Raw genomic sequence first — 21800 nt, 5'->3', positions numbered from 1 at the left:
TTGGCTGCTTGATGGAAGAATCGGAGCATGCGGCGGCCAGATCTACCGGCCGCTGCATCAAGCTGACGGTTGCCTACGATGGCACCAACTATCACGGTTGGCAGACGCAGCCGACTGGCCCGACAATTCAATCGGCGCTCGAAGCCGCCATTAAAAGTATCTGCGGCGAAACCGTCCACATTATCGGCAGTGGGCGAACTGATGCTGGCGTCCATGCCTGGGGACAAGTCGCCAGCTTTCATACGCACAGCAAGCTGCCGGCCGATGTCTTTCGTAAGGCGCTCAACGCCAATCTTCCTGAGGACATTGTCGTTCGCGATGCCTGCGACGTGGCGTCTTCCTTCCGTCCCATCAACGACGCCCTCTCGAAGCGTTATCGATATGTTTTACAGCCAGGGCGAATCAACGATCCTTTTGCTTTAAAGCATGCTTGGTTTGTTAAACGGATTCTCGATGTCGAGTCGATGCAAAAGGCCGCCGAGGCATTGATTGGTGAACATGATTTCGCCGCCTTTCAAGCGACCGGCTCGCCACGTCAATCGACCGTTCGCACCATGATTGATGCGGCGGTAACGCTACACGATGCCCAGGAGCGTCGTAAGATTTTTATCGAAGTCGAAGCGACTGGTTTTCTTTACAACATGGTCCGCATCATCGCGGGTACCTTGGTCGAGGTAGGGCAGGGGAAGCGCCCTGCGGAATCGATGGCCGCCATCATCGCCTCATGCGATCGATTACAAGCTGGCATGACCGCGCCTGCTCATGGGCTGTACTTGCTGCAAGTTCATTATCCGCCTCACGAATAGACCTCAAGCGAAAGACGATTTTCCAATGCGTGTCGCTCATGTGATTACCCGAATGATTATCGGCGGCGCGCAGGAGAACACACTCTACAACTGCCTCGATCTGATTCGTGATTACGGTGACGATGTGCTTTTGATCACCGGGCCAAGTCTTGGGCCGGAAGGGAACTTACTTGATCAAGCACATGCACAAGGGCTGCCGGTGAAAGAGTTGCCGCACTTGGTACGAAACATCAATCCGATCACCGATTGGAAAGGGTATCAGGAAGTCAAAGCAGCGATTCGCGAATTCCAGCCTGACGTGGTTCACACGCACAGTGCGAAGGGTGGCATGCTGGGGAGAAGGGGGGCGACGGCTCTTAACGTGCCGGCAGTTATTCACACCGTGCATGGGGCGCCGTTTCATCCATATCAATCTGCTATGGCTCGGAAGTTCTTTATCCATTGCGAACAATACGCTGCGCGGCAGTGCCACATGTTGGTCAGTGTTGCCGACGCAATGACCGATCTGCTGGTCGAAGCGAAGGTCGCACCGCGTGAAAAGTTTGTCACCGTTTACAGTGGAATGGAAGTCGAACCATTTTTGGAAAGTGGTTCGCTTCGCGATGCGACGCGGGCAGAACTTGGCATCGGAGCAGAGGACGTCGTGATCGGCAAGATCGCGCGGCTCTTTCATCTAAAGGGGCATGAGTACGTCATCGAAGCCGCAAAGGAGGTCGTCGCCAAATGTCCGCAAGCGAAGTTCCTTTTCGTCGGCGATGGCATTCTGCGAGAGAAGTACGAGAGCGACATTCGTGCAGCTGGCCTGCAGGACCATTTCATCTTGGTGGGGCTTGTTCCACCCAAAGAGATCCCGAAATACATCTCGGCAATGGATGTTTTGGTCCATACCAGCTTGCGAGAAGGGCTCGCTCGAGCGCTTCCTCAAGCACTGCTATCAGGAAAACCGGCGGTCAGTTTTGACATCGATGGGGCTCGTGAAGTGGTTTCAACAATGGAGACGGGCTTCTTGGTTCCGCCTGGAGATGTTTCGCAATTGACGTCCGCTTTGGTACAGCTTTGCCAGGACAGGGGACTACGCGAAAAACTAGGCGAGGAGGGACGAGCCCGTTGCCGACAGGTCTTTCCGCACCAGGTAATGACCCGCATATTGCGCGAAATCTATCAAGAAGTTCTTAGATCAAACGGTCGTGATATAGCGTAAATATGGAAAGATACAGCGGTTACGTCATTCTGGGCGATGGTTCGCTCTTTTGAAACTCGAACGATTAGAGTAAGATTAAGACGTCTGCCGGTTCGGCATGACAACGGAACAACAGGGGCTCTCCTCCGCACGGATACTCTTATCGGTGGCTACTGCAGGAAGAAATTTCATCGGTCCGTACCGCTTGGTGCGAATGCTGCGCGCGAGTCAAACTTGCCAGGTCTGGGAAGCAATTCACGACTTGGACAATCGGCGAGTAGCAATTAAAGCACTGCGCGACAATTACTTGAAAGACCGATCCGAGATCGCGGCACTAAAGCACGAACACACGGTCGCTGCCAAGTTCGATCATCCGTACGTCATTCATGTGTACGAATTCGATAGCTTTCGCGGCGTCTCTTATTTGTGCCTCGAGTTTTGTATCTCGCGAAACATGAAGATGGCAATTCGCGAAGGGGTAGAGGAACTTGCTTACTGGGCGCCGAAGATCGTGGAAGATGGAGCCAAGGGACTCGGTTACATGCACGAACAAGGTTGGGTCCATTGCGATGTGAAGCCAGACAACTTTCTGTTGGATACGGAAGGGAACGTCAAGCTCATCGACTTCTCGATCGCCCAGAAAAAGAAATCTGGCCTGGCCAAGTTGTTTGGTGGCGGATCGAAGGTGAAGGGTAATGTTCAGGGCACGCGTAGCTATATGTCGCCTGAACAGATCCGTGGTAAGGCGTTAGATGGCCGCGCGGATATGTATTGCTATGGCTGTACCGTCTTTGAATTGATCAGTGGTAAAGTTCCATACACCGCCACCAGCCCGGATCACTTGTTAGACAAGCATTTGCGGGCAGCCGTTCCGACACTGCAGGCAGCTAACAATAACGTCACGCCTGAGTTTTCGGCGTTGATCGAACGAACCATGGCGAAAGACCCGAACCAACGTCCCGATACCATGGACGAGTTCGTGCGACTATTGAAGAACACGAAAATGTACCGCATTCCGCCTCGCAAACCGGCATCGCTAAGTGAACGGGAAAAGCAAGAGGCGGCGACCGGTAGCGACAATTCATCCTCGGAGTCGGGTGAGGCTTAATCGCCACCGACTTGGCATTTTATTCATTGCCTGGAGCACTGATAGCTTTCATGAGCACTTCGATTTATCTCGACTTTGAACAGCCGATCGAAACACTTGAGAACAAACTGAAAGAGTTGGAATCGTCCAAGAGCGATTCTCCCGATCGACACGACGAGATCCGTAATGTTCGTAAGCAACTGACGGATACCATTCGCGAGATCTACAGCGATCTCTCGCCATGGCAAACGGTTGAAGTCGCTCGCCATCAGAAGCGACCGCAATCAGCTGACTATTTGAACCTCGTGTTCGATGAGTTTGTTGAACTGCATGGCGATCGCAAGTTTGGTGATGATCGCGCATTGCGAACCGGTTTTGCGAAGCTCGACAAACACAAGGTGATGTTCATTGGGCACTTCAAAGGACGTGACCTGAAAGAGCGTAGCGAGTGCTACTTTGGATGTGCTCATCCGGAAGGTTACCGGAAGGCAATCGAAAAGATGCAGCTGGCCGAGAAGTACAACCTGCCGGTGATTACATTCATCGATACGCCAGGTGCGTACCCAGGTGTTGGCGCCGAAGAGCGTGGTCAGGCGATGGCGATTGCAGATGCCATGTTCGTGATGGCACGCCTGAAGACGCCCATCATCTCGGTCGTCATTGGCGAAGGGGGTTCGGGTGGTGCCTTAGGTATCGGCGTCGCCGATCGGACGGCTATGTTGCAACACGCTTACTACTCGGTGATCAGTCCAGAAGGCTGTGCTGGCATTCTGTGGAAGAGCCACGAGTTCAAAGCCAAAGCGGCCGAGGCCCTGAAGTTCACCTCGAAGTATCTGCCCAAGTTTGGGATCGTTGACGATGTGATCGAAGAGCCACTCGGAGGTGCTCATCGTGATCATCACCAAATGGCTGGTCGGCTGAAGATGTACCTGACCAAAACGGTCAATGAGTTGCTCGCCAAACCGACCGACGAGCTGGTCGATGGACGATACGACAAGTTCCGCCAAATGGGTGTATTTTTGGAACGCGAAGTGGAAGCCACCGAAGGCGAACCAGCGAGCTAGCAGAAGCCATCTCTGGCAACGAAATTCATTTTCAAATTCGGCCGCCGCGGATTATCTTCGCGGCGGCTTTTTCGTTTCGAAATTCGTGTTCGAAATCACAACTCAGAACGGCGCTGCGTGAGCTCGGATGAGGACTGCCTCACAAAACATTTCGAACGCGTGAGAGCCGATTCTGAGAGCTTGATCTTGGCTCGCTGGCAATGAAGTTCATGAGAGAGTAGGGCCCAGAGGCAGATTGCCTGGCCTAGTTAGAACCCCCACTACAACGTCCGATAATGTTTGTTATGTGCGGTTCGAGCCCTGTTTTTGCCGGGAAATACTCATTTCCCGATTCTGGCCCCTTCTTCCCTGACGTAGGGAAGATGGAGCTTGGTTTCTCAGCTGGCCTTCGTTTATCGCTGTGGTTCGTACGGTCCTGGCTGTTGTGGCTGGCCATACTGTGGATAGAAACTTCCGCTCGGCTGTTGGTTCGACGGAACGTTCATTGGCGGCGGATAATAACCCTGAGGCTGCTGTTGATATTGGCCTGTGTACTGTTGCCAATTCGACTGAACGTTTTGTGGGTTCTCGATCGTCTGGTTCACGAAATTCTGAACCTGGCCGGCCTGGTTTTGGACCTCGCTTTGGACTCGGTTCTGAATCTGGTTTTGGACGTTCGATTTGAAGTTCTGGAACTCTTGCTGGAGATTGAAATTGGCTGGGTCGATGGTCGTGTTTTCTCCCCCGCTCGACCCGCTTCCGGTATCCGCAAACCAGTCTGGATTCTGTCCGTTGACACGTTGATCGTATCGTTCAATAAACGGTCCGACGACTTCATTTACTTCTGCTGGCATCACGCCGTGAAGCGTGTGGATGGTTTTCGTGATGTAGTAGCCCGACTTTGATTTCACGATCTGCTGGCGGCTTTCGTCTTTGGTCATGGCCACCGCGAACATGGTGACAATGATGCATAGAAGCACGCCCTTCGCGAAACCAATTCCGGCGCCGACCTGGCGATCCCAATCTTTCAGTGCCCAGTTGTCGAGCGTTTTCTTAATCAGCGAAAAGATGATCCAAATGACCATCGAAGTTCCGATGTAGATTCCCAGCATCGCGGCCAGGTTTCCCCAGGGTGGTTGCAGGCCGAGTGCCGTCGCAACTTGTTCGCGGAACTGCATCGAGACGAAATAGCTAACCACGAGCGAAGCGACCGAGGCGATTTGCCAGGCCATGCCTTTGTACAAACCCCACAAGACTGCGCCTGCGAGAATTGCCAACATGATGAAATCGTAGGTAACCATAATTCGCCGTTCCGTAGCTTCTGAAAACTTCGCCCATCGAAGTCGAGAAAGTATACGCGTCTAAATCGGAAAACCGAAGGTCAGTTTCCGTCACTGCTAGCGGATGCGGGGAAAGCTGCTCTGGAAATGATCACACACATTTCGGTACAAGAGGCGAACTCTTGTCGTGCAGGTACCCGTAACACCAATGGGCTCCCGAATCGTACGCACTGGCAGGGGGGCTAACCAAGAAAATTTTAAAGGCAGAGGATCGATGGCCGACTTCAACACACACATTGCAACAAGCACCGTGGTGGGCGTTGGGGTTGGTCTGGCCGGGTACACGCTGCTCGATACGCCAGAGCCCAATCGTGTGATCACATGCATGCTGGCAACAGGACTCTGCAGTTTGGCCGGAATTCTGCCTGACCTCGATTCTGGATCGGGGCGACCACTACGCGAAACAAGTTCGATCTTGGCCGCAGTGGTTCCGATGCTGATGGTCGATCGCTTTCAGCATATGGGATTGAACGCTGAGGCCATCGCGCTAGCCGGTGCGCTTGTTTACATTACGATTCGCTTTGGCGTGGTCGAGATTTTCAGGAAATACACGGTTCATCGCGGAATGTGGCACAGTATTCCTGCCGCGATTTCGTGTACTTTGCTGGCGTTTCTGGTCGTTTCAGGTGAGAACCTTGAGACACGAATTTTCAAAAGTGCGGCCGTCTTCATCGGCTTCATGGTGCACTTGATTCTCGACGAAATCTGGAGCGTCGAGTGGAAGGGAACGCACTTCCATTTTAAGAAGTCATTTGGTACCGCGATTAAGTTCTGGTATCCCAAGAGTATATGGTCGAATGTATCGACCTATGGCAAGCTCATTGCCTTAATATTCATTGCTGTGGGTGATCCGGTGATGATGGAACGCTATCACTTTCATCGTTCTCAGCATGAAATTCAGCAACAGCTTGCTACCGAACCCGAACAGCCGTCACCGCAGATCGCCACGGAACCGTTGCCGACATTCAATCGATAACCTCAAAGTAATTTGGTGCTATCGAGGATCATCGTGACAGGTCCGTCATTGATCAACTGGACTTTCATGTCGGCACGAAAGATTCCCGTTTCGACCGTGACACCTTGCTGACGAACGAGTCGCACATAGTCTTCGTACTTCGCGTTCGCTTCTTCCGGTTTGGCAGCTGTAATAAAACTCGGCCGACGACCTTTGCGACAATCGCCGAGAAGCGTGAATTGGCTGATCGCCAAGATACTGCCGCCAATATCAATCACGCTGCGGTTCATTTTTCCTTCGTCATCTTCGAAGATCCGCAGATTGATGGTCTTCTCAACCAAGTATTTCAAATCAGTTTCGGTATCACCTTCCGCTACACCCAGCAACACAACCAAGCCTTGTGCGATTTGACCGACGACCTGGCCATCGACTTTGACATGTGCTTCCAAGACTCGTTGAACGACCCCGCGCATCAGTAACGCCCCCCTGCCCCGGGCATGATTGCCATCCGATAGTTCTCGGTTTGATCTTTGGCATCTGGAACGATTGTCTTCGGTTGCAAAAGTTCCGGGTTATTGGAAACTTTGCCGACGACGCGAAGTAGATCGACTGTGACGATCGCTTTACGCTGCATGCCGTTAAAGTTTTCCCATTGCAAACGATGCGGAAAGCCGGTCGAGGCGTCTATTAAGATCGAGATGCCGCCTGCCTCGGAATTGAGAAACGGCAGGACTTCCATTTCATGCTGAACACTCTTCTTTTTCGTTCCTTGAACCAATAGGAATTGCCTATCGCCTTGGCGAATCTGGCGGATCTGATTCAGGTCGTAAGTGTTCTGAAGTCGCCAAATCAAGTGAGCGATACCGGCTCGCGGCATGTCGGAATCGACCGAGGTAATCTCGTTCAAGCGAATCATGGAGGCCGATTGCTCGATGCTGGTTCGCCACTGGGTCCAAAGTACCGGAGCGGACGCTAGCAAGGCTTGTTGAAGCTCGATGGAAGATGCGGAATCGTGGCCACGTAGTGCAAGGCCATGGCGTTGTGAACGTCCGTGGCCGATCTGCGTATATTCACCTGTACCGCTGATGGTTTGTCCAAACAGATCGATCTGCCAGGTAATGTCCGCAGAAAGCCCGTCTTGTTGCTGCCAACGATCAATAACATTGACCATCAATTGTTGGATATCGAGTTGATGGTCGCTCGCCATTTCGCGGTCCCCCCCTGCCCTGGAGCCTGGGTTCGTATCTTCGCGAAACCGCTGAGAAGCAGCTCCCAAACCGACGCCAACCGCTAGCAGTGCTATTGCGACGATGGCTGTTAATTTAAAGCGATTATCTTTCATTGCCGGGATTTGCCGGTTTTCCCAAAGAAACCTGTCCTGCTGCGCCGAACATTATTGGCAACAGGGATAGTCTTGCGCTCCGCAGGGTTTAGCACGGACGCTGAATCAACGCGGAGGATTGTAAGGGTTTCCCTGAGGCCGGGTCCACGTCATTCGTGAGGTTCCTTGGAACTAAACGTGGCGTAGTCCTAAACCGCTCGCAACCATTCGTCACGTATGAATACCTGAGAGGATCTCCGCTCTTGCCATGGAGCACGCCGCAAGGCGCGGCAGCAAGGGTTTAGTGAGGGGGAAATCATGAAACAAACTATGTGGATGTGGACCTTGATGCTCCTGACGGCTGTCGCCGGTGTTGGCTGTCAGGCCGTCGGGGGACATAACCTGCCTCCGGCGCAGCAACTTATGCAACCGGGCCCAGGTGTGGGTGGACCAGGACCAGGCGTCCTTGCACCTCCGCCGATTCAACCGGTCTCGGCAAACATGCCGATCGCTCCGGGGATGGTGCCTCCAATGCCAGCACCGAGCTGGACCAGCCAAGTGCGGTTCGTCTCGCCCGACGGCATGCAGGTTAGCTGGGACATTGGTGGAATTGGCATGTACGATTCCGAACCGAAGATCGTGCCGTTCTCCAAGAACTTCCCACAAGGCGGTATCTATCGTCTGAAGATCACCAACATCGAAGGCCAACCAGGTGTCGAACTTTACCCGACTCTGGAAGTTGGTTTCGCGACTCCGCGAACCGAAGCCTTCCTGGCTCACAACGCCATTCCGGTTCAGTTCACCGAAGACGACTTCGCTCAAGTGCGAAGTGGTACTTACGTGACCAAGGTTATTTACCTGCCGGATCCGAACTACCAAGAGCTGGCCCTGGCCAACGTCGAAACTTTGGTCTCGACTCGCTTGGATCCAGGCGTCGACCCGATTGTCGAAGCTGACCGTCGCGGTTCGATCATGGCCATTATTCGCCTTGGTAACAAAGACCTGGAAGTGCCCGGCGAAGACTTTGAAGGCATGATGGGCGGTGGAATGCCAATGGGTATTCCAGCTGTCGGTGCCCAAGGTGGTGGTTTCTGCGGTCCGATGGGTGCTGGTTCGCCTCCTCCTCCGGGAATGTCGGCTGCCACGCCAAATCCTTATGCAGTGCCTTACGTTGCAGGGGTGACCACGCCAACCTACGGTATGCCGATCACCGGTACGCCAATTGGACTGCCTGGCCCACCGCACATTCCGCTGGGTGGACCTGCTGGACTGCAGAAGCACGTGATCAAGAATCACACGCACATGCACATCCCAGGCCCGACCGACAAGGTTGCAATCCATGTTAAGCAGCGACCTGGTCAAAGCTACCCAGTTCCGCCTAACCGAGCTTGGATCACCGAAGAGAACATTCATCCTTCGCCAAACTTGAAGCAGCCGGTCTCGGACATGCACCAGTGGGTTCCACCACAAGGTAGCTACTAAGCAAAAGCGGTCAGTGGTGCCCTGCACCGATAAAGCTGACCTGACCAATCTCCATGGCAATGGAGCAGGGTCGCGGAGAACCATCCGCGACCCTACTTCCATGGAGCGGCAACCAGGCCTGGAAGGCGTTTAAGCTGGACATTCCAAGCCAACCTTATTTCATCCCCCGATCTCACGCAGACCTTCAGGGAAGAAGATCGCCGTGAAACAAAAAATACAACGAAGCATCTGGCTACTGGCCACCCTCATGGTGCTCGCCGCAACAAACGTCGGTCGAGCTCAATCTGGAGCGGTGCCTCTCTTTACGGAACGACTCGCACCTGGTGCGATCGGCCAACTCCAAAACATCAAAGGACGCGGCATTCCCGGTTACGTTCAGCCAGTCAAGCTCGTCTTGCCGGAAGGAACCAAGATTGCCCCGGTGATTGACGGCAACTTCACCGATGATATGCCGGCCCCGCAAACGTTTGGATGTTTGATTGGTGCCGTTTATCGCTTCCGGATCACCCAGATTCCTTTTCAGCCCGGTGCCGAGTTGTTTCCATCGGTCGAAGTGATCGATCGGACTTATCCGCCCGCTGGTTTGGAACTGCAATTCCCGATTCCGATTCAGATAACCCAGGAAGAACTTCAGTATGCCCTGGAAGGAAAGTTTGTGACGCGGGTCATCTATCTCGAGAATCCGCGAACGGCGATTCCTACGAAGTATGAACCGAGTTACCAGCCTTGGTTTGAGGTCGAAGCCGGACAAGATCCGATCGTCACGGCAGATGCCCTTGGTCGACCCGTTGCCATCCTCCGACTTGGATCTCGTCGTCCGACGGCCGACGACCTGCCGGGCGAGTTCACTTACCAATCGCCACCGATTCAGATTTTCGGCGATGTGCCTGCTCCGCCGGAAGGTGGTGTCGTGGTTCCCATGGGACCGCCCCCTGCTGCAGAAGTGCCGATGCAAGCCCAACGGCCAATGATGCCGCAATATGCCGTACCTCCGCAAGCCGCTCAGCCATATCCTTACGCGGCACCCTACGGAGCGCCACCAACGAACATGCCTCCGCAAGCCATGTACCCTTCGCAGCGATAGACGACGGAAGCCACGATCGATGAAAACAAACTTTGCTCTGCAAAAGATCGTTTCCTGCACCTTGTTGCTTACATGCAGCGCGGCGTTCTCGGCCTGTTCGCTCAATCGCCAAGCGAAGCAGAAAGAACAAGGTCCTGTTCAGCCTGAGCCGGGGATGACGTTCAATCAGCCCTACCCTGCTTACGAATATGATTCGGCCCCGGTCGTGGCGACAGGCCAAGCCGTACCCGACAGTGGACTGAATGGCCAAACGAGCTTCCAGCCGCGCTATCAAGGGCAAACGTTTCAGGCTCCTCAAACGCCGGTGAACACCGCTGGAGGAAGTCCTTATTACCCACCAACCGGTATTCAGCGAACGTCGGCCGAAATGCCGGTACAAACGCAACCGGCTGCGGCTCAGATGCAGGTTCCCACACAGCGAGTCAGCTACGCGTTTCCACGTGGTCAGATGATGCCGCCGTGTGGTCCTGGTTGCCAACACCCCAATTCGATCTGCATGCATGGCGACACGTTAGGTGGTTGCCAAGCATGTCGCGCTGCTGGTGTTCCTTTCCAGGCGGGACCTTGCTGGCCGGAAGACGAGTATCTATATGACGGTGGCGACCGAAATCTACGTGCCGAAATCGATGGTGATTTCGGTGTCCATGGTGTTGATATTGAAGACACGATCGGCCACTACGATACGCTCGACGGTAAGCGCATTGTCACCCCGAGTAACCGCGTCTGTGTGTACTCTCCCCGATTCGCTGCTGTGCGTAAAGTGACCGGCTTGAATCAAGATATCTTGGGACGTCAGCTTTCCGGACTTGATGCTGACTTGAAGTTGAATAATCAACAGCACAACGGAACACCCGCAGGTGTCGTTCAGCCGCTGGCGCTGCGTGGTCAAGTTGGTGGCAAAGCGGCCAATGCCTTGGAAGAAGACATCGCTGGTGTCTACCTCTACAACAACCAACGATTGGCTCGCTTCATCGAAGAATTCAAGCCATACGAAAACTTGGGCATCATTCGCTACGGCATCTTCGAGCAAGGCGAGAAAGCTCGCTTGGCCGCCAGCTTGCAAAACGCGGTTGTGTGGACAGAGAACCAACGCGTTCAAGTCACCATCGAGGGCAGCCGTGCTTCCGAAGTTGCCGAAGGTGTGAACCCACAAGAGTTTGTCTGGTCTGAAATCCCTGGCGAACCTCGCTTGCGGGTGATCAAGGTAGCCGACAAGGGAGCTGCTGAAAGTGGCGAGATTGTCGAGTTCACGTTGCGGTTCGACAACGTGGGTACTCAGCAGATGGGCAACGTGACGATCATCGACAACCTGACACCTCGTCTGGAATATGTCGAAGGCTCGGCTCAGTGCAGCATCGATGCTCAGTTCATGACCCAAGCGAACGAAGCAGGCAGCCAAGTGCTGCGGTGGGAAATCACCAACCCGCTGGACAAGGCCGAAGGTGGCGTGATTCGCTTCCAGTGCCGTGTTCGCTAAGCTTCCGCTTACAGATCTAATCGGCTGACATACACACAAGTAATTGTCAGCATCACGGCGATGAAGATCGCATTGTGGATGACCGGCTGAAAGATGTCGTCGGTTGATTGGACTTCGCGAAGATCTCCGAGACTTTCCAATCCGGCGAATGTGGCATTGTTCGATTCCTCGGTGAGTAGGTACTTCACCAGCTTGTTAAGTTCACCCGGCTTGGGGAACACATAGTAGATCGGGGCGATGATCCAATCGTAGGCTAGTCGCCAAGAATCGGCGATCGGGGTGTACGCTTGCTCGATCTTACCCGTCTCAAGATTCTCGATCCGGACATGCGTCTTGGCATTAGCAATTAAGATGCGATCCTTGTCGAACGCAACTGCTGAAGCGTCGGAATCGGTCCACCTCCCCTGCCCTGCCCCGGTATCGTATCGCCAAAGATCACCGCTGTGGAATAAGACCGCGAGCTTCTCGCCATCGAGGCTCGTTTCCACCGCTGCTGGCGAGAGATTGCCGGTTGGCCGAATGGTATTGAGCAATTCCAAGGTTTGGCCATCGCGAATTTCGAGGTCGCCTTCTTCGGTCGCCACGATTGCGACTTTGGGAGTAAGCCCAACGATTACCGATCCTTTCGCTTCACGTTCCGTCTCTTGTTGAACGACATATTTGCCATCTTCTTTTGGTCTCAGAAGGTAAAGCTTCCCTTGATTGGCGACCAGAATCTGATTCGAGGTCGGATCAATGGCTGCTGCAAAGGGAGATAAATAAGGGATACCGTCGTCTGGACCCAAACGAGTGAACGCATTCTTCCCGCCCAGCGGAATGTCGAACCCCAGGAAGTTGGCTTTCTTTTCCTCGCCGTTTCCCGCGTACCGATGCACGCCGGCCGAACCGACGACGAGCACATTCTCTTCGCTATCCTTCATGATCCACGAGGAATTGGTTGGCGGATTGGGAACGTTGGCCGCAACCCAGTTGCCTGTCCACTTGGCGGTCTTGAACTGACCGCCACTAGACCCCATTCGCCGCATGCGTCCTCGATTTGCTGGTTGCTCGAGGTACATCAGCGATTGTGACGGAGCGTCAAAGATCGGACCGACCAGGACCGATTGCATCACGATGGAAGCAGGTCCTCGCCGTTGTTCGGAAATCAATACATCATCCCAGGTACGTTGGGTTTCGTTCCACTGGACGAACTTACCATTCTGCGTGACACCCACCAGGGCATCATCCGTTGGCACCAAGCGAATCAAGCGGGTTGGATTAATCGCGGTCTCTTCCATAAAGACCTTCGTGGTTCCGACCGTAAAGCAAGCGAGAAAGAAGAGCACTGTCACCACGATTGAAACGATCGAGTTACGCCATACCACGCCGGCAAAGGTCGACACCGCGTAGTAGATGGCGAACTGGAACATGAAGATTGGTATGCATAACAGCAGCGGCTGGCTCCAGACATCGAACCGCCAGCCGACAATCAGCCACAGGCCGAAAATAAAGTAGGAGACCGTTAACAGGATAAACACGCACCCGCCGAAATACTTAGCGAGCACCAGCAACGAACGGGATACCGGCTTGCTTAATAGCAAGTCGATCGCTCCTGGTTCAAATGTTCGTGGGATGATCGGGGCCGTCACCAGGATTGCGACGAAGATAGCCAACATGCCCACGATGATATCGATGAATCCAGCAAGCGTCAGATTCACGGCCATTTCGAATAGGCTTTTGGAAATCGGCAGTGGCTCTGGGAATTGGAACAAGGCGTACTTGAGGTACAACTCTTCTTTCGGAATCGGGCCGAGTTGAACGAAGAACGCCTGATGCATGAGCATTCGGTTGAACTCGACCAGGTCTTGTGTAGGCAGATTCTCCGGCCCTTCTTCGATGGCATCTTGACATTGCTTATTCAAAGCAATCTTCTGCCAAGCTTCCGTGTCGTAGAGGTCTGTTCTAGTTAATAGATCGTTCAGCCCTTGCACGAATTCATCGACTTGTCGACCAGAGAGTCGTGACGGACCATCGTCCTCTTTCTCATCATCATGAACCAACCTCTGGAGTGGTTCGCCGGCGATTGTCATGATGTGCTTGCCTGGCGATGGACTTTCCGCAGCTTCTTGTTTGCGTAGCTCTTCCAGAAAGCCTGGAATGTCGCGAACACTCATTCGATGAAACAGTGCCGGCTTCAACTCGTCGTAACCGAACGGAGCAACCGCAAGTAGGACAAGCGTGAGGACTAAAAGCAAGATATAGAGAACACGTGAAACGAACGCTTCGTGGAACGAATCATAGATCACGGTCAGATAGGGTCGCATAGATCGAGTCGCCTGGGATCAAGCTGAAAGGAAATGAAAAGATAGCAAGCGAGCTACTCGGGATTGTCTTCGGAGACGATATGCAAGAAGGCATCTTCCAGCGAGGTCCGAAGACGCTTCATCTCAATTACGTCAATTTGCTTTTGTCGTAAGCGATCGAGGCAGCGATTGATGGTCTTTTGATCTTCGGCCGCAACAACGACGCGTGCGACATCGCCGAACTCGACTTCCCATGGTTCGGTTTCTTCGTCGGTCAGCGCGTACTGCATTTCGTCCAGCGAACCTCTTAGCGTGAACTCGATCCGGGCGTTGGGGTGTTGGGTGATTTCTTCAATCGTCCCGTGACGTTGCACACGGCCTTTGGCCAGGATCGCGGCTTGGTCGCAGACCAGTTCAATCTCTTGTAGTTGATGACTATTCAAAAAGATGGTTTTGCCTTCCGATTGCAAGTCTTTCAAAAGGCGGCGAACATCTGCTCGGCCGACAGGATCGACCCCATCGGTCGGCTCGTCCAGAATCAGCAGGTCAGGACTATGCAGTAAAGCCTGAGCGATTCCAAGTCGCTGCTGCATTCCTTTGGAGTATTTATGAACCGGCGTATTGCCCCACTTCGCCAGTCCAACTCGCTCCAGCAAATCAGGTCGTTTAGTAAGCACCTCGCGGCGGCTCATGCCACTCAAACCACCGTAATAAATCATCGCCGAGTTGCCGGTAAGGTGACGCGGAAAGCGGTGATGTTCGGGAAGGTACCCGACACGTCGGCGACCGTCGCGATCACCCAGCGGGCGATTCAACATCGTTCCCCCGCCCGAGGAGCGACGCACCAAGCCAAGCAGCACTTTGATGAGCGTGGTCTTGCCGGCACCATTGGGACCTAGCAATCCAAAGATGGAACCGCGCGGAACGGCTAAAGAAACGCCTCGCAGCGCATTGACTTGCTTGCGACCCAAGAGCCCTTCACGATAAGTCTTGTGAAGGTCTTGGACTTCGATGATAGAGTCTGGCATAAGATGGGAAACACCGGCCGAAATGCGACCAGGAAGATGGGGAGAAAGACATTGATGGTAACCGTTTCGCGAGAGGGATACCAATTGGAATTACGTTTAGCTTCAGAACTTACGACGAAATGGCAAGATTGATCGAAAACGTTTCGAGCTAAAGTGGCACGCTACTTGCTTTCTCTCGTTGGCAACAACAACGCTTGAACATCCGCGAGTTCTGCGGCAAAGCCGAACGGTGAACGACGCGGAAACAATTAAACTTGTCAGAGGAGAGACTCAGATGACACTTTGGATCATTTTGCTGATTGTTGTGATGCTGGTTGCTTTTAGTGGTGCCAGTTACGGTTACGCCTCGCGTCCGATGGATGGCCCCTATCCGGTATACATGGCACCGCTCGGCGGTTTGGCCAGCTTGCTTCTGATCGGACTCGTTGTCCTGTTCATCCTTGGTGCGATGAACGGAATGGAAGGTTTCTCGATTGACTTACCACGGATTACGGTGGACTAACCAGGGGCCCCTCCCCTGTTCTATATATTGGATCAGAGAAGAATGCACGAAAGCCTCGATCGACGCCTGTCGACCGAGGCTTTTTCGTTGATTCATGAGTTTGAAAGTCGCTAATTCTCGTCTTCCTTCCCAGTACTCGGGAAAACCGTCTGCCAGGTAATCTCTTCTCCCGACTGAAGCTCGCCTCGAACAACCCATCGTGCTGCATCGGCGACCAGCGGTGTATTGCCCAACCTCCAGTGAAACTCCGGGTGGGCACTGAATAGCACAAATCTTCCCTTGCCGTAGGTTCCCCCCAGGATGGCCGGCGTTCCTGGCATCACCCCTCCCTGGTCTTCTTTCTTTTTGATGTCGGTTTGAAAACTGCCAAGGGCTTTGGTCACTCCGAAACCAGGTTCCTGGGTGATCTGCCAAAGAGGTCCGTTGGCGTAGAACATCGTGACGGTTGGCCGGGCTTCCAGGCCGGTTGCAATTTCGAAGTTCCCTTTGCCACGGGCCCAGCGACCATTCTTATTGTCGATGATGATCGCATTCGCGATTTCGATGTAAGCCAATGCTTCGGAATGCCCACGAGCGAACGAATAACCGCCCGCACAACTGGCGAGGACTCCCCCGCCCTGCTCTACGAACTCTTCGACCAACGCCCCTCCATTTGCCCCCAGCGATTGGTTGAACTTCGTTCCACTTCCACCACCGATGATAAAGATATCGAAGTCAGCCAACGCACCCGCGCGCACCGCTTCGGCTGAGACCGCTTTGGCGTCCATGCCGGCTTTTCGCAAGATACGGATATAAAGACCTTGGCTGGTGTTCCTGCCCGGCTCAGCGGCGGAACTTAAAACGCCTACGCGGATCGGTTGTGACATGGGTACTTGCGGGGGCTCTGCCAGCGACGAACTAGCGAGTGTCAGCAACGTGATGCAAGTCACGAGGCGAGAACAGAACATAAAGCGATCCACTTAGTAATCAATTAATCGCAGTTAGCGGCCTCTATCATATCCGCCCGAAGGTTTCTAAACCGTTCGTGTGATATTTTGCGTGAATTGCCAATCGGCCTGCGCAAAAGAAAAGCCTTGCTCAAACAACCGTCGGGCAAGGCTTTGGTGTAAGTTCACGATCGAGCTGACTACCGTTGGTAGTTTCTTTCTTCGCGACTAGGCCGGTCTGCAATCGATTGCGGCGACGTCTTACCTTCCGGTGGTCCGAGCCAGTTTTCGATGGCTTGCAGTGGTGGGATGTCCTCCGATTCGTCGATGTCTTGGCTGGATCCAGTCGACCAGGCATCCGCCTCAGCCGTCAGTTGGTTCCAGGCTTGCTCGTAGGTTTTCATCTGCTCACTGCTAAGCTTCCAAGAAAGCGGCGGATCGTTGTGACCGTGGTACGGCACCGTGACAACTTTGAATTGAATGGGATAGAGTCCCGGGCCGGAACTCCTCCGTGGACGAATCGGTCCGCTTTGTTCGGCGATGGCGTGGTCAGGAACCGTTCGACTAACGGTAGTAGTTTCGTCACTTTCGTCCGCGTTGATACCCATCTGTTGAAGACGATTCATTGCTTTGCGACGTGCTTGCGAGTTGAACTGAAAGTCTTCTGAGCCAAGCGAAGCTTCGGCTCCGCTGTCCTGTAGACCGCGGTTTGCACGTCCACTCAGATGATGCAGGACCCACATCACTTCCTGCTCGGTCATCGTTCGATCTTCTAGGAAACTGACTTCGAGTTTACCTCGTTCCGCCTGCGATGCACCTCGCACGTTACTAAGACCAAGTAGTGGGCCGATCGTGGCATAGCTTAATGCTTCCAATTGACCACCTGATTCATCGAAAATGGCGTTCGTTGCCTCGGTGCCGTAGTTATCGATGTTGATCAACAAGATACGATCGAAGGGACGTTCTTCTGGCTTTTGGCGACTGAACTTGTCAATCAACTGGCTAATACTTTCCAGTGCTGTCATGATGCCATCGTTATCGGCATAGGCACCATCTCCCATTCGCACCGATGGCATCAACGGTCGGCCATCTTCGTCATTCGAAGGGCGGCTGATAGGCGTGACATAGGGAAAAGAGGCTGACAATCGAACCGCCGTGGCAACTTTCATGTCGAGATGATGTTCGCGCAGATCGAACGCGGCACACGCCTCTTGATGTTCATGAGCAACCTCGGACGAATGATCGCCATGTTCCCAATGGGCTGTAGAGCCAAGTAATACGCGGCGCCCTGATTTCACGTCGGTTGCGTTGAAGACGACGACCGGCAGTTCTCCTTTCGCTGCTTGGTGCCCCCAGGAACTCAGTTTTGGTGAGGGGCGTCCTGTCGATCGTAATGTGAAGTCCCAGAAATGTTCTGCCGCGGTTCCACGATCCAAAGGAGTGAGCGGCAAGACATCATGGAAAGTGGTCGCGAAGAAGATGGGTTCAAGCGTCGATTGTTGCGCCCGACGACGAACCTCTTCCAGCGGGACGCCCCCTTCCGGATCGCTGATTCCGTCAACGTAATACATCGTGCCGACACTACCGCCGGAAACCGCGCTAATCATGCCTAATGACTTACGAAACGTCTCGGGCCATCGCTGATCAAGTCGCGTTAGTACTTCTGCCGACCACGCCGCCGCGTGGATTCCTCCGCCTGGTGCAGTAACGACGATCAAGGTTCGCTGACTTGGTTGACGTGGATTGCGAGAATTCACCGCTGGGATCTTCTTCGCTTCCATGGCATCGACCAAGCTAGGCGCCGTTTCGATCACCTTCTCGACACGGAACTCGTAATCGCGGACGACAAACAAAGACAGACCAAAAATGGATGCCGCCAGCAATGTCGAAAAACGGAAACGGTCGAGCCAGAATGCGATCCCTGAGGCAATTGTGGTGAGAATCGCCACCATCAACGCGAAGTGACCAATCGTGGGAATCGCCTTGGTGATATTGCTGCCTGGGAAAAGAATGTGCTCGAAGATACCCAACACGAAAGTTGTTGAGAGCAACAAACCGAGTAGCAACGCCAATTCCAGGTGCCCCGCTAGTGGCCGTTCGGTGCCTGACGGATCGGTCATCGAGTAGCCAGGTCCGCGTACCAATCCAATCTTGGCCAGTAGTACGGCAAAGCCTCGTGGAAGCTTGGCAACCTCTTCCGGGTTATCCAGCAGATGGTCGTGATGATGATGCATCGATTCGAAGGGAAAGATGCCTCGCAATGGAATCACACCTGGCAAGAAGTATTTGCGAAGGAAGCTCAAGAGGATGAGCGACAAGGTCGCTAAAATTCCGCCCAAGACGAATCCACCGTACAGGCTTTCGACCGTGATGAAGCCATTGTTTACCCGCAGGTTCAGATCGGCCACCATCGACAGGGACGGCATCGGCAACAAAACCCAAGTCAAGTAAAGCCAGGCTGGCCAACCCATGCCGCGTCGCTGTGAATCTTCCATCAAGCCGGCAAGGTCGCGCGGTTTGCGGAGTTTGACCTCACCATTGAGCTCGGTCCAGCAACTGAACCGTTCGCCGCCGTGAACCCATGCGGCGCGAATCTGCAAGATCAACAAAGCGGCCGTCACGTACCACGAAAACGACGCGAGAATGGCTTGCGAGAAGTTGTCGATCAAGAGGCCGTTTTCCAGCAGCAGCGGCAGCGCGTAGCGGGAAATGGGGACGATGGTCACCATCAAGAACAGACCGAAGATCGAAAACCGACATGTGCCGGAAACGTTGAAGAACTCGCCCAGTTGCTTCCACCAGGGAAGCGGCTTTTTCGATTTAGGATCGTAGGGAATTAATTCACCACCGGTACTCATGCGTCGTTCCGTCCATGGCCGCAGCGAAATTTGGGGACGTCATCGATTGCTAGCCATAGACACCCCTGCCCTGGCGAGACAATCACGTATCTTCCTTATCGGCAAAGTGGTGAAAGTTTGACGATCACGTTCTCCTTTCCGAAAGCAATTTCTGCGTAATTCATCGCCGATTGTTGCGGGTTGCCCGGGCTATCAGCTGCCGGCATTGCTGTCATCGGCTCGCCAGCAACGATCGATTGCCCAGCGCACGAAAAAAGCCCTAGACGAAAACAGCTCGTCCAGGGCTTCGATGATTCGTGAACCGAGTCACTTACTTCGGTAGACGATCGGTTTCAATTTCAGGGAACTCGCCGGTACAAGCCTTCATGAAATTGACCAGGTCGGTCTTGTCTTGCTGTGTCAGGTTCAGCTTCTGGACCTTGTCGCTCAAGTAGGCATTGGGATGGCCACCCTTCACGTACCACTCGACCACCTCTTCCAATGTCTCTTGGCTCCCGTCATGCATGTACGGTGGCGTCTGAGCGATGTTTCGGATCGTTGGGGTCTTGAAAGCACCCTTGTCCTTTTCATCCTTGGTCACCATATAGCGACCCAAATCAGGCTCCTTGGCATCCATACCGACGCCGAGATTGTGGTAAAGCTCGTCGGTAAAGTTCGCGCCGGCGTGGCAAGCGGTGCACTTGCCCTTCTCGCTGAAGAAGATTTCTCGTCCGCGACGAGCGCTTTCCGACATGCCTTCCGCACCCTTCAAAGCATCTGCATACTTCTTGTAGAGCTCGGGATCATCTTCTTCCAAGTACTTCAGCTCTTCTGCTGGAAATTGTTGTTGGAAGCTACGGACCACTTCGTAGTAATCGTAAGGAGCCGGACCCGTAACGATGGCACGCTCGAAGGTGGCAATCGCTTTGCCGACATTCTCGATGTTCACGCCATCGCCGAAGATCTTGTCGAACTGGACTTTGTATCCAGGAATCTTCTTCAGTGTGTCGACCGCAACATCATGCGTATTGGCCATTTCAATTGGGTTTGCGATGGGACCGATCGCTTGTTCTTCCAGCGTGGCCGCGCGACCATCCCAGAATTGCTTGCCACTGAGAATTCGGTTGTAAGAAACCGGAGAGTTACGATTGCCTTCTTGACCATCAACACCAACGCCAAATTGCGTGTCGAAGGCCCATCCCTTTTCAGGATGGTGGCAACTAGCGCAACTGACCGTACTATCGGAGGAGAGACGAGTATCAAAATAGAGCTGTCGCCCGAGTTCGATCTTAGCGCGTGTCATCGGGTTTTCATCGAGTCCGGTGATTTGCCCTGCGGCGGCATCCAGCCCGAATGGAAGGGTGACCTTCAACTCTTCGTGGTTTGCTGGATCAGCCAGCCACTTATTGATCTCTTCGATGGTCAGCGGACCTTCGCCAGGGATTCCAGCGGTTAAAGAAGGATCGCCGAGGGTGACCGCGTTCGACGGTTCTGCCGCAGAGATACTGCTGGCAAGAGTAAGCGAAGCGGCGGCAATCGCCAGTGCCAGGCACGTCGATTTCATGTGTGGTTTTCTCCTAGATTCAACAGGAAGACTGCCAAGACGTTCGTGGTGACTTGAAGTGAGGTAAACTTGGCGTACCTGAAGAACCCTGCAGCATTGCAGGGTAAAGTGGGTGGGTCGTTGCTTGATGCCGACGTGTGGGAGGATCGGCTCAAATCACACTTTTATTATGGCAGAAGTTCCCGGCATCAAGAAATCGGTTTGGCAAATTTCCCACGAATTTCGGGGCCGCGCATCAAAAAAGCCCCCAGCATAGGCTAGGAGCTTTTCATATTGATCGCTTGCGATCGCTTAGCTGGAGTATTCCGCTTCGAAGAATTCCTTCGAGGCATCGGGCGAGGCCTTGATGCTGCGAGCGCCTTCTTTCCAGTTAGCCGGGCAAACTTCTCCGTTGGCTTCGAAGAACTGCAGAGCTTGAACCATGCGGAGGGCTTCTTCCACGCTACGACCCAGCGGCAGATCGTTGACGACCTGATGACGAACAACACCGTCCTTGTCGATCAGGAACAGGCCACGCAAAGCGATACCACCAGGAAGCAGCACGTCGTAATTCTTGGCAATGTTCTTGTCCAAGTCAGCAACGAGCGGATACTTGATTTCGCCGATACCGCCCTGACTGCGAGGCGTTTGACGCCAAGCCAAGTGCGAGAAGTGGCTGTCGATCGAGCAACCCAAAACTTGAACGTTTAATTGCTTGAAGCTTTCAATCGCTTCCGAGAAGGCGATAATCTCGGTTGGGCAGACGAAAGTGAAGTCCAGCGGATAGAAGAACAGAAGAACGTACTTGCCTTTGTAATCCGACAGGCTGATCTTCTTGAAAGAACCATCTTCCATCACGGCTTCGGCGGAAAAATCCGGAGCAGGCTGGGTAACTAAAACACTCATC

General features: G+C 53.7%; 18 protein-coding genes. 9 read left to right on the top strand and 9 right to left on the bottom strand.

The window, feature by feature from the left end; genetic code table 11:
• Positions 1-11: 11 nt before the first annotated feature.
• From truA to C5Y83_RS14640, 4 genes are all read left to right on the top strand, one after another.
• Entirely contained in the window at positions 12-806 is a 795-nt protein-coding gene (gene truA, locus C5Y83_RS14655; RefSeq protein ID WP_105330469.1) for a tRNA pseudouridine(38-40) synthase TruA, read from the top strand.
• A 25-nt stretch (positions 807-831) separates the two neighbouring features.
• Positions 832-2007: a glycosyltransferase family 4 protein gene (locus C5Y83_RS14650; protein ID WP_105330468.1), complete on the top strand. Its 1176-nt coding sequence runs from the start codon at positions 832-834 to the stop codon at positions 2005-2007.
• 145 nt (positions 2008-2152) lie between these two features.
• On the top strand, positions 2153-3094 hold the full coding sequence (locus C5Y83_RS14645) for a serine/threonine protein kinase (protein WP_158262367.1): 942 nt from the start codon (positions 2153-2155) through the stop codon (positions 3092-3094).
• 50 nt (positions 3095-3144) lie between these two features.
• The gene (locus tag C5Y83_RS14640) at positions 3145-4137 is read left to right on the top strand and encodes an acetyl-CoA carboxylase carboxyltransferase subunit alpha (protein WP_105330466.1); all 993 of its coding nucleotides are present in this window, start codon (positions 3145-3147) and stop codon (positions 4135-4137) included.
• 392 nt (positions 4138-4529) lie between these two features.
• Here C5Y83_RS14640 and C5Y83_RS14635 read toward each other — a convergent pair whose 3' ends face one another.
• Positions 4530-5417, bottom strand: a complete 888-nt coding sequence (locus C5Y83_RS14635) for a CvpA family protein (protein WP_105330465.1) — start codon at positions 5415-5417, stop codon at positions 4530-4532.
• A 253-nt stretch (positions 5418-5670) separates the two neighbouring features.
• Between C5Y83_RS14635 and C5Y83_RS14630 the strand changes: the two genes are divergently transcribed.
• The gene (locus tag C5Y83_RS14630) at positions 5671-6432 is read left to right on the top strand and encodes a metal-dependent hydrolase (RefSeq protein ID WP_105330464.1); all 762 of its coding nucleotides are present in this window, start codon (positions 5671-5673) and stop codon (positions 6430-6432) included.
• Between the two features lie 2 nt (positions 6433-6434).
• On the opposite strand, the gene dtd is transcribed toward C5Y83_RS14630, so the two are convergent.
• Positions 6435-6884, bottom strand: a complete 450-nt coding sequence (gene dtd / locus C5Y83_RS14625; RefSeq protein WP_105330463.1) for a D-aminoacyl-tRNA deacylase — start codon at positions 6882-6884, stop codon at positions 6435-6437.
• Entirely contained in the window at positions 6884-7753 is an 870-nt protein-coding gene (locus C5Y83_RS14620; protein ID WP_105330462.1) for a hypothetical protein, read from the bottom strand. Before C5Y83_RS14620 ends, dtd begins: the two co-directional genes overlap by 1 nt.
• A 297-nt stretch (positions 7754-8050) precedes the next feature.
• Here C5Y83_RS14620 and C5Y83_RS14615 point away from each other — a divergent pair, with 297 nt between their 5' ends.
• The 3 genes from C5Y83_RS14615 (at position 8051) to C5Y83_RS14605 (ending at position 11775) form a co-directional block, all read left to right on the top strand.
• Positions 8051-9214 carry a hypothetical protein gene (locus C5Y83_RS14615; RefSeq protein WP_409994589.1) on the top strand — a complete coding sequence of 388 codons (1164 nt, stop codon included), beginning with the start codon at positions 8051-8053 and terminating at the stop codon, positions 9212-9214.
• Positions 9215-9416: 202 nt separating this feature from the next.
• A complete protein-coding gene (locus C5Y83_RS14610) occupies positions 9417-10298 on the top strand; it encodes a hypothetical protein (protein WP_105330461.1) in 882 nt (293 codons plus the stop codon).
• 19 nt (positions 10299-10317) lie between these two features.
• On the top strand, positions 10318-11775 hold the full coding sequence (locus C5Y83_RS14605) for a DUF11 domain-containing protein (protein ID WP_158262366.1): 1458 nt from the start codon (positions 10318-10320) through the stop codon (positions 11773-11775).
• A gap of 8 nt (positions 11776-11783) precedes the next feature.
• Here the strand turns inward: C5Y83_RS14605 and C5Y83_RS14600 are convergent, their stop codons facing one another.
• Both C5Y83_RS14600 and C5Y83_RS14595 read right to left on the bottom strand, forming a co-directional pair.
• Positions 11784-14078, bottom strand: coding sequence for an ABC transporter permease (locus C5Y83_RS14600; RefSeq protein ID WP_105330459.1), 2295 nt, complete (start codon positions 14076-14078; stop codon positions 11784-11786).
• A gap of 53 nt (positions 14079-14131) precedes the next feature.
• Entirely contained in the window at positions 14132-15085 is a 954-nt protein-coding gene (locus C5Y83_RS14595) for an ABC transporter ATP-binding protein (RefSeq protein ID WP_105330458.1), read from the bottom strand.
• A gap of 274 nt (positions 15086-15359) precedes the next feature.
• Between C5Y83_RS14595 and C5Y83_RS14590 the strand changes: the two genes are divergently transcribed.
• On the top strand, positions 15360-15587 hold the full coding sequence (locus C5Y83_RS14590) for a hypothetical protein (RefSeq protein WP_105330457.1): 228 nt from the start codon (positions 15360-15362) through the stop codon (positions 15585-15587).
• 110 nt (positions 15588-15697) lie between these two features.
• On the opposite strand, the gene C5Y83_RS14585 is transcribed toward C5Y83_RS14590, so the two are convergent.
• From C5Y83_RS14585 to C5Y83_RS14570, 4 genes are all read right to left on the bottom strand, one after another.
• Positions 15698-16534 (bottom strand): hypothetical protein, encoded by an 837-nt coding sequence (locus C5Y83_RS14585; RefSeq protein ID WP_146117781.1) that lies wholly within the window; start codon positions 16532-16534, stop codon positions 15698-15700.
• Positions 16535-16713: 179 nt separating this feature from the next.
• Positions 16714-19371, bottom strand: coding sequence for a patatin-like phospholipase family protein (locus C5Y83_RS14580; protein ID WP_105330455.1), 2658 nt, complete (start codon positions 19369-19371; stop codon positions 16714-16716).
• 310 nt (positions 19372-19681) lie between these two features.
• Positions 19682-20914, bottom strand: coding sequence for a cytochrome-c peroxidase (locus C5Y83_RS14575; protein WP_105330454.1), 1233 nt, complete (start codon positions 20912-20914; stop codon positions 19682-19684).
• 291 nt (positions 20915-21205) lie between these two features.
• Positions 21206-21799, bottom strand: a complete 594-nt coding sequence (locus tag C5Y83_RS14570; protein WP_105330453.1) for a peroxiredoxin — start codon at positions 21797-21799, stop codon at positions 21206-21208.
• Between the last annotated feature and the right edge of the window lies 1 nt (position 21800).

Source organism: Blastopirellula marina (genome assembly GCF_002967765.1).
GTDB lineage: Bacteria > Planctomycetota > Planctomycetia > Pirellulales > Pirellulaceae > Bremerella > Bremerella marina_A.
This window is presented reverse-complemented; position numbering and strand designations above follow the sequence as displayed.

Excerpts from the sequence above, each read along its gene's own strand:
- C5Y83_RS14640 (WP_105330466.1), top strand. The coding sequence starts at position 3,145 with ATGAGCACTTCGATTTATCTCGACTTTGAACAGCCGATCGAAACACTT.
- C5Y83_RS14600 (WP_105330459.1), bottom strand. The coding sequence starts at position 14,078 with ATGCGACCCTATCTGACCGTGATCTATGATTCGTTCCACGAAGCGTTC.
- C5Y83_RS14630 (WP_105330464.1), top strand. The coding sequence starts at position 5,671 with ATGGCCGACTTCAACACACACATTGCAACAAGCACCGTGGTGGGCGTT.
- C5Y83_RS14585 (WP_146117781.1), bottom strand. The coding sequence starts at position 16,534 with ATGTTCTGTTCTCGCCTCGTGACTTGCATCACGTTGCTGACACTCGCT.
- C5Y83_RS14595 (WP_105330458.1), bottom strand. The coding sequence starts at position 15,085 with ATGCCAGACTCTATCATCGAAGTCCAAGACCTTCACAAGACTTATCGT.
- C5Y83_RS14580 (WP_105330455.1), bottom strand. The coding sequence starts at position 19,371 with ATGAGTACCGGTGGTGAATTAATTCCCTACGATCCTAAATCGAAAAAG.
- C5Y83_RS14570 (WP_105330453.1), bottom strand. The coding sequence starts at position 21,799 with ATGAGTGTTTTAGTTACCCAGCCTGCTCCGGATTTTTCCGCCGAAGCC.
- C5Y83_RS14575 (WP_105330454.1), bottom strand. The coding sequence starts at position 20,914 with ATGAAATCGACGTGCCTGGCACTGGCGATTGCCGCCGCTTCGCTTACT.
- dtd (WP_105330463.1), bottom strand. The coding sequence starts at position 6,884 with ATGCGCGGGGTCGTTCAACGAGTCTTGGAAGCACATGTCAAAGTCGAT.
- C5Y83_RS14605 (WP_158262366.1), top strand. The coding sequence starts at position 10,318 with ATGAAAACAAACTTTGCTCTGCAAAAGATCGTTTCCTGCACCTTGTTG.
- C5Y83_RS14615 (WP_409994589.1), top strand. The coding sequence starts at position 8,051 with ATGAAACAAACTATGTGGATGTGGACCTTGATGCTCCTGACGGCTGTC.
- C5Y83_RS14635 (WP_105330465.1), bottom strand. The coding sequence starts at position 5,417 with ATGGTTACCTACGATTTCATCATGTTGGCAATTCTCGCAGGCGCAGTC.
- C5Y83_RS14590 (WP_105330457.1), top strand. The coding sequence starts at position 15,360 with ATGACACTTTGGATCATTTTGCTGATTGTTGTGATGCTGGTTGCTTTT.
- C5Y83_RS14620 (WP_105330462.1), bottom strand. The coding sequence starts at position 7,753 with ATGAAAGATAATCGCTTTAAATTAACAGCCATCGTCGCAATAGCACTG.
- truA (WP_105330469.1), top strand. The coding sequence starts at position 12 with ATGGAAGAATCGGAGCATGCGGCGGCCAGATCTACCGGCCGCTGCATC.
- C5Y83_RS14650 (WP_105330468.1), top strand. The coding sequence starts at position 832 with ATGCGTGTCGCTCATGTGATTACCCGAATGATTATCGGCGGCGCGCAG.